At 63.4% G+C, this 14,036-nt stretch carries 9 protein-coding genes; 6 read left to right on the top strand and 3 right to left on the bottom strand.

Annotation, left to right across the window (positions count from 1 at the left end; all coding sequences use genetic code 11):
- Positions 1 to 260: 260 nt before the first annotated feature.
- The gene (locus tag HRL41_RS10305; protein ID WP_165172371.1) at positions 261 to 509 is read right to left on the bottom strand and encodes a hypothetical protein; all 249 of its coding nucleotides are present in this window, start codon (positions 507 to 509) and stop codon (positions 261 to 263) included.
- Positions 510 to 822: 313 nt separating this feature from the next.
- Here HRL41_RS10305 and HRL41_RS10300 point away from each other — a divergent pair, with 313 nt between their 5' ends.
- Both HRL41_RS10300 and HRL41_RS10295 read left to right on the top strand, forming a co-directional pair.
- A complete protein-coding gene (locus tag HRL41_RS10300) occupies positions 823 to 2,610 on the top strand; it encodes a helix-turn-helix transcriptional regulator (RefSeq protein WP_172136957.1) in 1,788 nt (595 codons plus the stop codon).
- A gap of 492 nt (positions 2,611 to 3,102) precedes the next feature.
- The gene (locus HRL41_RS10295) at positions 3,103 to 7,476 is read left to right on the top strand and encodes an acyl-CoA dehydratase activase (RefSeq protein WP_172136956.1); all 4,374 of its coding nucleotides are present in this window, start codon (positions 3,103 to 3,105) and stop codon (positions 7,474 to 7,476) included.
- Between the two features lie 53 nt (positions 7,477 to 7,529).
- On the opposite strand, the gene HRL41_RS10290 is transcribed toward HRL41_RS10295, so the two are convergent.
- Positions 7,530 to 8,906 carry an ATP-binding protein gene (locus tag HRL41_RS10290; RefSeq protein ID WP_172136955.1) on the bottom strand — a complete coding sequence of 459 codons (1,377 nt, stop codon included), beginning with the start codon at positions 8,904 to 8,906 and terminating at the stop codon, positions 7,530 to 7,532.
- A 178-nt stretch (positions 8,907 to 9,084) separates the two neighbouring features.
- Here HRL41_RS10290 and HRL41_RS10285 point away from each other — a divergent pair, with 178 nt between their 5' ends.
- From HRL41_RS10285 to HRL41_RS10270, 4 genes are all read left to right on the top strand, one after another.
- Entirely contained in the window at positions 9,085 to 9,462 is a 378-nt protein-coding gene (locus HRL41_RS10285) for a hypothetical protein (protein ID WP_172136954.1), read from the top strand.
- A gap of 36 nt (positions 9,463 to 9,498) precedes the next feature.
- A complete protein-coding gene (locus tag HRL41_RS10280; protein ID WP_165171112.1) occupies positions 9,499 to 9,909 on the top strand; it encodes a helix-turn-helix domain-containing protein in 411 nt (136 codons plus the stop codon).
- On the top strand, positions 9,906 to 10,529 hold the full coding sequence (locus HRL41_RS10275) for a PIN domain-containing protein (RefSeq protein ID WP_172136953.1): 624 nt from the start codon (positions 9,906 to 9,908) through the stop codon (positions 10,527 to 10,529). The genes HRL41_RS10280 and HRL41_RS10275 overlap by 4 nt, the downstream gene beginning before the upstream one ends.
- Positions 10,530 to 11,667: 1,138 nt before the next feature.
- A complete protein-coding gene (locus HRL41_RS10270; protein WP_172136952.1) occupies positions 11,668 to 13,113 on the top strand; it encodes a Fic family protein in 1,446 nt (481 codons plus the stop codon).
- 435 nt (positions 13,114 to 13,548) lie between these two features.
- On the opposite strand, the gene HRL41_RS10265 is transcribed toward HRL41_RS10270, so the two are convergent.
- Positions 13,549 to 14,036: hypothetical protein (locus tag HRL41_RS10265; protein WP_216662656.1), on the bottom strand; the 488-nt coding region annotated here is incomplete at its 5' end.

The following is a 14,036-nucleotide window of genomic DNA, read 5'->3' as shown; positions in this document are numbered from 1 at the left end:
CCCGGGGGGGACCAGGTGTTGGAGCGGGTGACGACGGTGCCGTCCTCCATTACGGTCTGCCACTGTTTACCGTATGCCATACTTTCCTTCTTTCTCCACAGTTTCTAACTTTTTCCGTAGAAAACTATTCGCGCGCTTTGTGGAAACGCGCTATCTGCAAACGCACCGGGTGGAAGTGTGGTTCTTCCGCTCGGCTGCTTGCGCCCTCCCTAGTTGGCGCAAGCTGCGTTTGAAGCCGAGGGATGGATGCCTCTTACAGCCTACTGGCCGGGGGCCTTCGGGGCCGCGGGGGCGCCGGGGGCCTTCGGGGCGCCGGGCGCAGCGGGGGCGCCGGGAGCCGCGGGGGCGCCGGGCACGGCCTTCTCGCCGTTGAGGTAGGGGGTGAAGTCGCACTTGCAGAAGGGGCAGGACTTCAGGACGAGGCCGCCCATGGACTGGATGGGCTTGCCGCACTCGGGGCACTTGTTCGGGCCCGCGCCAGCGGAGGCATCTGCCGGTCTAAAACACATGTTAGTCTCCTTTCCTATTTTCGCTACGTTCGCGAAAACCTAACGGCGTTAGATTACGAGAAGGCGCCTTGCGTGTGGTCAGACTTTCGGTGCTCACTTTCAGGGGTGAGTGGTCGATTTTCGGTTTGATTTTCCTCGAACCCTCATACTTCGCTTTTTCGCGTTTTCCCATGTGAAACGCATAGTTTGAGTCTGATTGAGCGCGCGGTTCGCACGGCGGGAAATTTCCGCGCGCACGCTCCGTTTTCACGATGTGATTGCTAGAATGCAGACAATACCTGCAACCATAGCGATCCTCTTGAAGGTAGGCACCATGGCGTTACATCTCCCGCGCGTCAACGTCGTCATCAGCGACGCCCAGGGCTTCGACTCCCAAGGCGAGCTCTCCGCGCTCTCCGTCGGCTTCGGCCTGCACCAGGCGTGGATCTACGCGGCCCTCTTCGGCACCTCCACCCTCTTCGGCGTACCTCAGCTGACCACGCTCGGGGCGCGCTCGTTCTCGTTCGCCTCCATCACGGAGTTCTTCATAGCCTCCATCATCACGTTCATCGTGGCGCTGATCGCCATGGGCGCGACCGACCAGCGCTTCCTGCGCGTCTACACCTCCAAGCGCGCCATGCGGATCTCGGCGGTGCTCATGTGCGCAGCGACCTTCGCGCTGTTCATCCCCTCTGCCGGCGGCGCGATGACCGCGCTCTCCGCGGTGGCGGGCGTGGTGGCGGGCGCAGGCTCGGCGCTGCTGCTGCTGTTCTGGGGAACGGCGTTCGCGCGCTGCAGCTCCTCGAGCATCGTGATGAACACCATGATCGCGATGGTGTTCGCCCTGGTGGTGTACGCCGTGCTGATCTACCTGATCCCCGCGCCGCTCTCGGGCGTCATCGCGGCGCTCCTGCCCTTGGCCGAGCTCCCCATCTTGTGGAAGAAGACGCCCGAGAGCTACATCCTGCGCCACGAGGTGCCCCTCTTCGAGCCGCTGCCCGTTCGCAAGGGACGCTTCTCGGTGCGCTTCGGCGTGCCGGTTCTGCTCGCGGGCTTCGCGCTGGGGGCGCTGCGCTCCATCTCCACGCAGATCATCCTCCCCTCGCCCGACCTGTCGGTGAACGCGCTCGTGATGGTGGCCGCGGCCATCGTGGTGGTGGTGATCCTCACGCTCACGCTGTTCGCGGGCATGCACCGCTACTGGGACTCGCTGTTCCGCGTGATGCTGCCCGTGGTGATGCTCACGCTGTGCTTCCTGCCGCTCTCGATCACCGACAACTCCATCGCCGCATCCATCATCCTGGTGACGGGCTACATGTGCCTCGAGGCGCTCATGTGGATCTTCTTCGGGCAGCTGTGCCAGACGTTCCGCCTCTCGGCCGTGTTCGTGTTCGGCGTGGGGCGCGGCGTTCTGGCCCTCGGCTCGTTCGTGGGCACCATGACGCTCACGAACCCCGCCATGCTCGACGCGCTCACGCCGTTCGGCTCCTACGGCGGCATCCTGTTCTACATCGCCGCGCTCGTGCTGGCCTACATGTTCCTGCCGCGCGTGCGCGACATCAAGCGGATGATCGACCCCGACTTCGAGCATCGCCACACCCCGCTCGACGACATCAACGACGAGGCGGCCGAGCTCGACGCGGTGGTGCGCGACCAGCCGCGCGCGGAGAACGACCCGCTCAGCCCGCAGGGCTCCTCGCCCCTTGAGACGATCGCCGACAGCGGGCGGCTGACCATCTCGCATGACGAGGCCGACGCCGAGCTGAACACGCGCATGATCAGCACCGACGACCTCATGGACGAGGGCACGCTGGCCGCCATCGACGCCGCGCGCGCCAACGGCGAGAAGGACAACACCCCCGTCGTGGAGACGCCGTCGAAGAAGCGCAGCGGACGCTTCCGCACGCAGTGCGAGACGATCGCGAACCGCTACCTGCTGTCCCGCCGCGAGACCGAGGTGCTCTTCCTGCTGGCGAGGGGATACAACGCCGCCTACATCCAGAAGAAGCTCTGCATCACGCAGTCCACCGCCAAGACGCACATCTACCACATCTACCAGAAGCTCGACATCCACACGCAGCAGGAGCTGCTCGCGATGGTGTCCGAGGAGGACGACCGGTAGGGGTGCCCGCGGCTGCGGGGACGGCGGTTGCGGGGACCGGGGACGGCGTCAGCCGACGCGGCATGGACGGCGGCTGACGCAGTAGGGGCAGGAGCGGCCTTGCACGCCCCTTGCACGCCAGGAGCTTCATTTTGGCAGAAATCTTCAGATATTTGTCTCTCTGCGAGAGACCGAGAGAAAGCTGGGGTCGGGAGAAAGCTTCTGACCTGCAAGTTTGCTACAAGCTGCTTTTGCCGTTGCGTGCAGCAGAGCGAAATAGGCCTCTAAAGAGGGGCGTAAGGCCCCTGAAAAGACAAATATCTGAAGATTTCTGCCAAAATCTCGCTGAAAAAATGCACGCACGTGTCCGGGGCCTCTCAAGCAGGCACTTCTCTGTCGTTTGTCGGTTTATGCAACGCTGAAGTGCTCCTATAATTAAGCTATGGTGCTATTGAGAGGCTTTATATCCATCCAGGTTTGTCAGGGGAGCAGCGCATGCGGCAGGAGGTCCGCATGACACTTGCGTCGTCGCATCTGCTCGTCGGCATTGACGTCGGGTCGACCACCGCGAAGGTGGCCGCGCTTGACGCGGTAACGCGCGCCCTCGTGTTCTCGCGCTACCGCCGCCACCACGCCCAGCAGGCCGCCTGCACGAGCGTCCTGCTCGCCGAGCTGCGCGCGGCCTTCCCCCACGCGCGCGTCGAGGCCGCCGTGACGGGCTCGGGCGGCACCACGGTGGCGCGCCTGCTCGACGTGCCCTACGTGCAGGAGGTGGTCGCCAACGCGCTCGCCATCGGCGCACGCTACCCGCAGACGCGCTGCGCCATCGAGCTCGGCGGCCAGGACGCCAAGATGATCTTCTTCGCCGCCGACGCCGAGACCGGCAAGCTCGGCGTGGCCGACATGCGCATGAACGGGAGCTGCGCGGGCGGCACGGGCGCCTTCGTCGACGAGATCGCCACCGTGCTCAACGTGCCCGTCGAACAGCTCGACACGCTCGCCGCGCGCGGCACGGCGCTGCACAGCATCTCGGGCCGCTGCGGCGTGTACGCCAAGACGGACATCCAGCCGCTGCTCAACCAGGGCGTTCCCAAGGAGGACGTCGCGCTCTCGAGCATGCACGCCATCGCCAAGCAGACCATCGGCGGCCTGGCGCAGGGCATCGACATCGAGCCGCCCGTGATCTTCGAGGGCGGGCCGCTCACGTTCAACCCCACGCTCGTGCGCGTGTTTGCCGAGCGGCTGAGCCTCGCGCCTGCCGACGTCATCATCCCCGAGCACCCCGAGATCATGGTGGCGCTCGGCGCGGCCATCGCGGCGCGCGACTTCCCCACCAGCCAGAACCGCGCGCTCTCGCTGCAAGAGGCCGCCGCGGTGCTTGCCTCCTACAACCCCGCCGCCGACGCCGACGCGTCGCGCACGCCGCCCCTGTTCGCCACCGACGAGGAACTCGCCGCCTTCGAGGCGCGCCACGCCGCGCCGCCCATGCGCCCGCCCGCCGCGGCTTCCGGCGACGTGCTGCGCGCCTACCTCGGCGTGGACTCGGGCTCGACCACCACCAAGCTCGTGCTCTTGGGCGAGGACGGCGAGCCGTTCGACTCCTTCTACGCCTCCAACGAGGGCGAGCCGCTCGACGTGGCGCGCGCCGCGCTCGCAAACCTGCGCGACAAGTACCGCGAACGTGGCGTTGAGCTGGAGATGCTCGGCGCCGGGTCAACCGGCTACGGCGAGCTCATGTTCGCGCAGGCGTTCCACTTCGACTACCACGCGGTGGAGACGGTGGCGCACGCGCGCGCCGCGCAGGCCTACCTGCCGAACGTGAGCTTCGTGCTCGACATCGGCGGGCAGGACATGAAGGCCATCTGGATGGACCACGGCGTCATCACCGACATCCTCATGAACGAGGCGTGCTCGAGCGGCTGCGGGTCGTTCCTGGAGAACTTCGCCACCACGCTCGGCATCCCCGTGGAGGGCATCGCCGAGATGGCGTTCTCGTCGGAGTCGCCCGCCGCGCTGGGAAGCCGCTGCACCGTGTTCATGAACTCGTCGGTGGTCACCGAGCAGCGCAACGGCAAGACCCCCGCCGACATCATGGCCGGGCTGTGCACCTCCATCGTCGAGAACGTGTTCACCAAGGTCATCCGCATGGCGAACCTCGACGCGCTGGGGGACGCCATCATGGTGCAGGGCGGCACGTTCGCCAACGACGCCGTGCTCGCCGCCTTCGAGCGCTACGTGGGCCGCGAGGTCACGCGCGCCCCCTATCCCGGCCTCATGGGAGCCATCGGCGTAGCCCTCCTGACGAAGGAGCACCTAGAGAACGACGAAGCGAACAGCTCTACTTCCACCTTCATCGGCTTAGACGCGCTCGACGACTTCTCCTATGAGCAGCAAACCAACCTCATCTGCCCGTTCTGCGCCAACCACTGCAGCCGCACGCGCGTGGCCTTCGCCGACGGCACCTCGTGGGTGACCGGCAACCGCTGCCCCAAGGGCGAGGTCGTCGGCGACGCGCGCGACGAGGACGTGCGCAAGCAGGCGCAAGCGCGCGCCGCCGCGCTCGAGCAGGTGCCCAACCTCTTCGCCCTGCGCGAGAAGCTCCTGTTCGACGACTGGTTCTACCGCGAGGTGGCACCCGCGCGCAGCCTGCGCATCGGGCTGCCGCGCGTGCTGGCCCTGTGGGACACCGCCCCGTTCTGGCGCGTGCTCTTCGCGTCGCTCGGCTTCACCCCCGTGTTCTCGCGTCCCAGCACGCGGCGCATGTACGAGGGCGGCCTGGCCGCCGTCACGTCGGACACCATCTGCTTCCCTGCCAAGCTCGTGCACGGGCACGTGCGCGACCTGGTGCGGCAGAAGGTCGACCGCATCTTCATGCCCATCATCACCACCGTCGAGCCCGAGGGCACGGCCGACACGGCCGAGAGCATGTGCGCCGTGGTGAAGGGCTACCCCATGGTCATGCGCGCCTCCGACAACCCCGAGGAGCGCTTCGGCATCCCCTTCGACACGCCGCTGTTCCACTGGTACCGGCGAACCGACCGCGACCGACAGCTCGTCGCCTACCTCAAGCGCACGTTCGACGTGGCACCCGAGCTCGCGCGCGCCGCCATCGAGCAGGCCGACGCCGCGCTGCGCGCCTTCCGCGCCACCATGCGCAACGCGGGCGAGGCGGCGCTCAAGCACGCCGAGGACGCCGGCACCTTCGCCGTGGTGCTCGCCTCGCGTCCCTACCAGAACGACCCGCTCGTGAACCACGACCTCCCGCGCATGTTCGCCGAGCAGGGCATCCCCGTGCTCACCGCCGACGCGGTCCCCGGCGTCAACGAGGTGGACCTCTCGATGAGCCGCCTGGACATCGCGAACAACTTCCACGCGCGCATGCTCTCAAGCGCGCTCGTGGCGGCGCGCAGCGAGAACCTCGAGTACGCGCAGGTGGTGTCATTCGGCTGCGGGCACGACGCCTACCTGTCCGACGAGATCATCCGCCTCATGCACGAGACGTCGGGCAAGGCGCCGCTCATCCTGAAGGTGGACGAGACCCCCATCGAGGGGCCGCTGCGCATCCGCGTGCGCTCGTTCGTGGAGACGCTCGCGCTGCGCCGCCGCCTGGGGCACGAGCTGGCGCCGCGCGCGCTGGCCGACCCCTACCCCGTGAAGTACACGCGCGCCGACCGCGCGGCGCAGATGACGGTGCTCGTGCCGAACACCTCGCACGCGTTCTCCCGCATGATGGCCGCGGTGTTCGCCAAGCAGGGCGTGAACGCCGTGCCCATTGACCTGGGGCGCGAGGAGGCCATTCGCCTGGGGAAGAAGTACGTGCACAACGACATCTGCTTCCCCGCGCAGATCGTGATCGGCGAGGCGCTCGCGGCGCTCGAGAGCGGGAAGTACGACACGGACCACGTGTGCATCGGGATGGCGAAGTACGTGGGCGACTGCCGCCTCACGCATTACAGCGCGCTGCTGCGCAAGGCGCTCGACGACGCGGGGTACGCGCACGTGCCCATCCTCACGAACGACGACGAGGACGCCCATGACCTGCACCCCGGGTTCCGGCTGAGCCTGCCGTCGGCCATGCGCATCGCGTTCGCGCTGCCGTGCATCGACGTGCTCGAGGAGCTGCTGCGCAAGATGCGCCCCTACGAGCTTGAGCCGGGCAGCGCCGACGCGGCGTTCGAGGAGGCGCTCGACGCGCTCATCGAGGGCATCGGCGGCGGGATCCGCGGCATGAACCGGGGTTTCCGCCGCGGCATCGAGATCATGGCGCGCGTGCGCTACGACCGCTCGCAGCCGCGGCCGCGCGTGCTCATCGTGGGCGAGTACCTGCTGAACTTCCACCCCGGCGCCAACCGCGACGTCGAGCGCTACCTCGAGCGCAACGGCTTCGAGATCATCGAGGCGCGCATGACCGACGTCATCCGCAAGACGTACTTCTACAAGCACGCGCAGGTGAAGGAGTACCACGTCGACAAGCCGCTCGGCTTCAAGCTCACCAACGCCGTCTCCGACGAGTTCTTCGAGCTGGCGCACGACAACTGCGACCGCATCGCGCGGGCGCACCCGCTCTACGAGCGCCCCGCGCGCATGCCCGAGCTGGTGCAGGCGTCCGACAGCATCGTGCACCACACGTTCGACGCAGGCGAGGGCGTGCTCATCCCCGGCGAGATCCTGCACCACGCCGCGCGCGGCTGCCGCACGTTCGTGATCCTGCAGCCGTTCGGCTGCCTGCCGAACCACGTGGTGGGACGCGGCATCGCGAAGGCGCTCAAGCGCCGCTACCCCGAGGCGCAGATCCTGCCTCTGGACTACGACCCCGACGTGAGCTTCGCGAACGTGGAGAACCGCCTCCAGATGCTCGTGATGAGCGCCCAAGCCGGCAGGGCGTGAGGACGCGAAACCCCAAGGCCCGCCTGCCCTATCAGACGCGGGGCCATCCGCACTTATAGCGGCGGACGGGGCGGGGCCATCCTCACGCCCGTGAGCGTGTCCTTCGTTTCCTCGGCGAGGAAAGGCGTCATGTACAGCGGCAGGTAGGTGATCAGCTTGCCTTTGCGCTGCTCAGTTGACAGGTTGGCCTCTGACAGCACAACCGCCTCGGAAATGCCGTACTCGGCGGTGTCCAGAAGGTTGTTGAGCGCCACATGGACCTTGTAGTCTTTGCCCGACTTCACCTCAACAGGCATGATCTCGCCCCGGCTGGTTTCCACGAGGAAGTCAACCTCACCCTTGCGGTTGTTGAGGTAGTAGTACAGATTCGGGTCGACTATGGAAAGGGCCTGGGCAACTGCGTTCTCATACACAGCTCCGAAATTGACGGAAGGTGCCCCCTCCATGACATCCAGCACCGACTGCTGCGGGTACTGCGCCAGCAAGAGACCCGTGTCCGAAGAGTACAGCTTGAACTTGTTGATCTCCTTGGTTCTCGGCAGCGGGCTCTTCGGCTCGGAAACGCAATAGGCTGGCAGAGCGACCCCGGCGTCGATGATCCACTGGAAATCGTTCTCGTATCGATTGTAGGTTGCCTTGTTGCCAAGGGTGTTCAACTTGAAGCGCTTGTTCTCCTTGCTCAGCTGGCTGGGCATGGCGTCGAAGATAGAGCGCACGGCCAAAGCGCGCCTGCCGGCGTACTTCGCTATGTCAAACCGGTACTGCTCAAGGATCTGGAGGGCCGTCTGCCTCACGGCGCCCATGTCGTAGCCGCTCGCCAGATACGTCTGCACCGCCTCCGGCATGCCGCCTATGGCAAGATAGTAGCGAAAGAGGCTGGTCAGGTAGGTGTGAAGGGAGTCCTCCACCCGGCTTCGAGACTCATAGGCGTTCCGAACCGTCCGCCAGATGCTGTCCGGCACGTTCTGAGCCCAGCAGAACTCCTCAAAGCCCAAGGGATACATGCGCTCGACCTGTACGTAGCCGACGGGAAACGAACGCACGCCCTTGAGCTCGGTGCCGAGCAGAGAACCGGATACAGCCAAGGGGAATCTCCCGTCCTCGATGAGGAACTTGACCGCGGTGAGCACGTCGGGGGCCTCTTGGATCTCGTCGAGAAAGACAAGCGTTTCATGCGGTCGCAGGGGAACCTTTACGAGCAGGGAGAGTCGCGCGAGAAAATCCTCGGTATCGCTCGCAGCCCCGAGGAGGGAGATGGCGCGACGATCCTTCAAGAAGTTCACCTCGGCGAGGAAGGAGAACCTCTCCTGGGCAAACGCGCGAATGAGATAGGTCTTGCCCGTCTGACGAGCACCTACGAGGAGGAGCGCCTTGCTTGGCCCCTTCTCGAGCCACTTTGACAGCACTGTCCACATCGAGCGCCTCAGCATGATCCAACCTCCTGCCTGCGTCTAAAACAGAAGAAATATAGTTCATAATGCGTCTAAAACAGAAAGAAAGCAACTCGAAGTGCGTCAAAAACAGAAATCCGGATTCACGTGCCTACTTAGAGAATAGCAATGGGACACCCTCGACTCGCGCATCCCCGTCAGCCGAGCAAGCTTCACCGTGCTCAAGGCAACCTACGCCCTGCGCACAAGCTCCGACCTCCGTGACTCCGACCTCGTCTCGTTCGGCCTGATCACCGATGCTGGAACGCTCACCAACGCCGGCGCGCTCATGGCCGACGAGCCCCTTCTGCGTCACTCGCGCGTGTTCTGCACGCGCTGGGGAGGCAAGTTCAAAGACGAGTTCGTCGACACCGCCGAATATGAGGGCGGGCTGCTCCTGCTCCTGCGCGAGCGAAGCGAGTCGACGGATCTGGCCCCAGGCGCGGCGCGCCCGCATGCGCATTCCGCTCGCAGCCAGATCCTTCGACTCCGCGCCCTTCGGGCGCTCCGCTCTGGATGGCATCAGGCAAAACTTGTCAGTTTTAACAGTTTTTGATAGGCTAAAACAGACAAATATCACTAGGAGGGCAACATGGGAGCAATGCTGGCGGCACCTGCCGCAACGATAGTCGACAACAGGACGGGCCATGCCACGTCGATCGACGCGAAGGCGTACGACGCTTTGCGGGCGTTCCTACGTGCGCTCGGCGTCGCGTACGCCAACGAGGAGGAAGGCGACGTTCGCCTCACCACGGGGCAGGCTGCTCAGATCGTGGGGACCTCTCCTAGAACCATCGCACGATTAATCGACTCTGAAAAGATACGGGGTACGCGCGTCGGAAACGGGCACCGCTACGTCATGCTTTCCGATCTCATGGAATTTGATCGACGCTCAAAGGCCGAAAGAGGCACGCACCTTAAGGAAATGCGAAGAATAGCGGACGCCGAGGACTTCTACGGCCACAACGAAGCAATGGCCGAATACTTGAGGAGCCTGGAATGATCCGCGCCCGAAGGGTGTTCCTCGATGCCAACGTCTTCGTCACCTCATGGACGCTTGACATCCTGCTCACACTCGCGGACCAAAGCGTAATAGAGCCCATCTGGTCCGAAAAAGTGCTTGACGAAGCATGCAAAGCGATAAACAGAGTTCATAGAACAAGGAACGGAAGGCGCTATCTCGCCGAAGCGGCGCGCGCCTACCCTTACGCCATAGCTGAAGCCAACGAGAAGGACCTCGCGAATATAGAGCTTCCCGATCCGAATGACCGCCACGTAGTCGCCGGGGCGATCGCTGGCAGATGCGAGATTATCGTAACCTACAACATCAGGGACTTTCCCAAGGAAATCCTCGCCCCAAGCGGCCTACGGGCCATGCACCCCGACGACTTCCTTATAGAAACGGCAACGTCCAACCCCGATGGAGCCATGGCTGCCATTCGCGCGCTCGTCTCCACGAAGAAGCATCCGCCTCGCAGCTTTGAAGAGGAAATCGAGGGGCTACGCGCTAACATGCTCGGAAGGTTCGCTGACTTTGTTCAGGAGAGGGTCTCGGCTGGCGAAACGCTTTCCCCTGACACCGAGTTCCGCACAGCTGCGCCTGACGAAGGCCAACCACAATAGAGCACTCAGTCGCCAAGCAAGCGCTCATTGAGATTCGGGGTCGGGAGTTCGTTACCATTCGTTACCGTTTGCTACCTGGCAGGCACGTATCTCCGCGAGCGCGTGTTGCCCACCGGGACCACGGCGCCCTCTTCCACCAGCTTGGACATCGCCCGCTGGACCGTCCTTCTGGGATAGCCCGCCTCAACCGCCTCGGCCACCGTCAGACTGCCTCGCTCCGAGACCAGTTTCGCAATTTCGGAGGCAATGCCAGGAGACGGCGCAGCGCCACTCGCGTCCGCTCCCCGACGAGAAGGTCGATAAATGGGAACCCGGGCGGTGAACACAGTGCCCTCCACGAGCTCAGGGTCGCTCCCCGAGTAGCGAGGCGAATACTTGAAGAGGTCTCTCGCTTCATATGATCAACCTCCCATTTGCGCCAGTATAGCCTATTTGGCGCAAATTGGCGCAAATCACGAATACCGAGCGAGGCTTTGAGGCCGCTCTGTCGACAGGCCGGCTCCGACAACACAACTGCCCCGGAAGCGTTGATCCCGCGATGCCCCGGAGATCGTTGGGCACCACATGAACCTTGGAGCCGTCGGTTTCCCGTCTGCGTCAAAAACAGAAGGAAACGGGCCCAAAATGCGTCTAAAACAGAAATCGGTGCGCATTAGGATTCCCGCGTCTACTTAGACTTTAGCAGCAGCTGCACTATCAAGCAGCAATTCCAAGCATTGACGTAGCCCAAGCAGCGCGCCCCCATGCCCTGAGCGATCATGCCCCTACGTCATCCTGAACGAGCGAAGCGAGTCGAAGGCGTACGACGCCCTGCGGGCGTTCACGCCCACGCTCTGCGCACCTATCGGGGCCGAAATGACGAAAGCGCCCGACTTAAGTGAAATACTCACCGCTCGAGCGCTTTAGCAGCTCACATAGTAGCACGTCTACTTGATCTTGATAACCTTGCCCGCACGATTTATATACAGCAATCTCCTGACATGGCGCAAACCGAATGCCCATTGCGGTAATTGTTCCCTGGCGTTTAATCATGGGGCAGATTATACGCCGTGGGTCAAGAGGAACATCGCGCGCTTTGGTTTTCCACCGCCGCCTCTCTACGGTGTACAATGTCGCAAACAGGTTCTTAGGAGCGCGTATGCTCGTACGTCCCAAAGCCGAAACAACGAACTGCGACTTCAAGCGCGAGGTGGAGCGCGCCAAGCCCAAGAGCTGGCTCAAGAGCGTGAGCGCCTTCGCCAACTCCGCTGGCGGCGTGCTCGTGTTCGGCGTAGCTGACGGCAGCCATGAGACGGTCGGCCTTGGGGACGCGCAAGCTGACGCCGACTTCATATCCGAGAAGATCAAAGAGCGCATCGAGCCCCTGCCTTGCTTCGAAATCGTGGCGATCCGTGAGGACGGGAAAGACCTCCTGCTCGTCAGCGTCCACCCCGACGCCCACCCGCCCCACTACTACAACGCCGACGGAAGGCGCGAGGCGTTCGTGCGCGTCGGAAGCCAGAGCGTCATCGCGCCGCCCGAAGTGCTGAACGAGTTCATCCTCAAGGGCACAAACCGCACATGGGACACCCTCGACTCGCGCATCCCCGTCAGCCGAGCAAGCTTCACCGTGCTCAAGGCAACCTACGCCCTGCGCACAAGCTCCGACCTCCGCGACTCCGACCTCGTCTCGTTCGGCCTGATCACCGATGCCGGAACGCTCACCAACGCCGGCGCGCTGATGGCCGACGAGCCCCTTCTGCGTCACTCGCGCGTGTTCTGCACGCGCTGGGGAGGCAAGTTCAAAGACGAGTTCGTCGACACCGCCGAGTACGAGGGCGGGCTGCTCCTGCTCCTGCGCGAGAGCAAGGCCTTCGTGAAGCGCCATACCGTCGAGTCTTGGGAGAAGCTGCCCAGCGGGCGCCTCGACCGCCGCAGCTACAGCGAGCGCGCCGTTGAGGAAGCTCTGGTAAACGCCCTCATACACCGCTCGTACCTTGAGCTGGGCAGCGAGGTGAGCGTCGACATGTACGATGACCGCATGGAGATCGTCTCCCCCGGCGGCAAGATCGGCGTGCCGCTGCCCGATGACGTGATGGTTACGCACGTGCCGAGCGAGCGGCGCAACCCGGCCGTTGCCGACGTGTTCCACCGCATGCACTACATGGAGCGCCGCGGCTCCGGCCTGCGCAAGATATGCGCGACGACCGCAGCTGAGGACGCCTACAGGCCCGAGTTCAAGCCGTGCTTCGAGGCGATCAGCGGGTTCTTCCGCGTCACGCTCTGGAACATGACTTATAGACAGGCCGACCAAGTCACCGACCAAGTCACCGACCAAGTCACCGACCAAGTCAGCACCCAAGTTGGGCCACAAGTCGGGCCACAAGTCAGCACCCAAGTCGCAGCTCTTTTGGAGGTTCTCGGCGAAGAAGAGCTCGCAGCCCGAGATCTTATGGAAAGGCTCGGAATGTCGCATCGGCCTACATTCCGTGAGAACTACCTGCGTCCTGCTCTCGAAACCGGAGTCATCGAGCGAACCATCCCCGACAAGCCGAAGAGCAGGCTTCAGAAATACCGGCGAGCCCAAGCCAAGCTCCGAGAATGATGCAGCTGGGTCTGGGCTTCTAGGCTGCTTGGGGGATGATGGCGAGGATGCGGAGACGAGCCATGCAGGGACACGACCTTAGAATAAAAATTAGGGCCGAACCGCTCTGCGGCTCCGCCCTTATAAAACCCTGGGGTTTTGACATCTGATGCCATTATGAGGATGCGGGGGACCAAGCGTCAACCATTCTCCATACAAACTTGAAATACGACATCAGAGCGTTGTTGCGGACATAGAGACTGCTCGTGGATGCCACTCACTCTCTAAGCGCCGCTAGGCCGAAAGCACTGCCATACCTTGTTCGGTGAACGCTCGGGGCATGTATCGCCACCAGGAGGTCTGTTTTCCCAGATCAGGGCGTAAGGTCACAATTTGTGACCTTAGATGAGGCCTCATCCTGTATGAGCCTAAAGCAGAAACGTTTGGGATTCCTTGCTAACCCTCCCCTTTCTCAATTCGTCCGATTTTGGCGAACACAGGATGAATCGGACGAATAAATCGGATGAATCGGATGAAAGCGTGCCTGATGTTGGTGTTTCGCGACCCGCTTGTTCGTGGCAAAGCCGCTCGAGGAGAGAAGTCCAAGGCCCGCAGCTCTGTCGGAGACAGCTCGCCCGCGTACTTTGCCCGTACTTGCACATACTTGCGCGTACTTGCACGTACTTGCACGCCCTCGGACGCATCTCCAGCGGAAGGATACGGGTCCGGACGGCAGAGCGTGAATTTGGTGTCGAGCACGAATGCCACCACAACGATAGCCCAGATCAAAGTTGGAAGGAAGACCTGTGGATACGAGGTGAGCGTCAAAACAACTGCGTGATCATAAAGCTCCAAGAGGCCAATCGGAATCCTCTTGGAACTTTCCATGCCATAGGTAGAATCCTCCAGGAGTTTTCCGACTAACAACTTGGAAAGACCTAGGA

The organism is Adlercreutzia sp. ZJ473 (assembly GCF_013185065.1).
In the GTDB taxonomy this organism is placed as follows: domain Bacteria; phylum Actinomycetota; class Coriobacteriia; order Coriobacteriales; family Eggerthellaceae; genus CAAEEV01.
The sequence above is the reverse complement of the archived record's forward strand: the minus strand, read 5'-3'. Positions and strand labels throughout refer to the sequence as shown.

Bases quoted from the DNA above. Each gene is read 5' to 3' on its own strand.
- HRL41_RS10275 (WP_172136953.1), top strand. From the start codon at position 9,906: ATGATCCGCGCCCGAAGGGTGTTCCTCGATGCCAACGTCTTCGTCACC.
- HRL41_RS10280 (WP_165171112.1), top strand. From the start codon at position 9,499: ATGGGAGCAATGCTGGCGGCACCTGCCGCAACGATAGTCGACAACAGG.
- HRL41_RS10295 (WP_172136956.1), top strand. From the start codon at position 3,103: ATGACACTTGCGTCGTCGCATCTGCTCGTCGGCATTGACGTCGGGTCG.
- HRL41_RS10300 (WP_172136957.1), top strand. From the start codon at position 823: ATGGCGTTACATCTCCCGCGCGTCAACGTCGTCATCAGCGACGCCCAG.
- HRL41_RS10305 (WP_165172371.1), bottom strand. From the start codon at position 509: ATGTGTTTTAGACCGGCAGATGCCTCCGCTGGCGCGGGCCCGAACAAG.
- HRL41_RS10270 (WP_172136952.1), top strand. From the start codon at position 11,668: ATGCTCGTACGTCCCAAAGCCGAAACAACGAACTGCGACTTCAAGCGC.
- HRL41_RS10290 (WP_172136955.1), bottom strand. From the start codon at position 8,906: ATGCTGAGGCGCTCGATGTGGACAGTGCTGTCAAAGTGGCTCGAGAAG.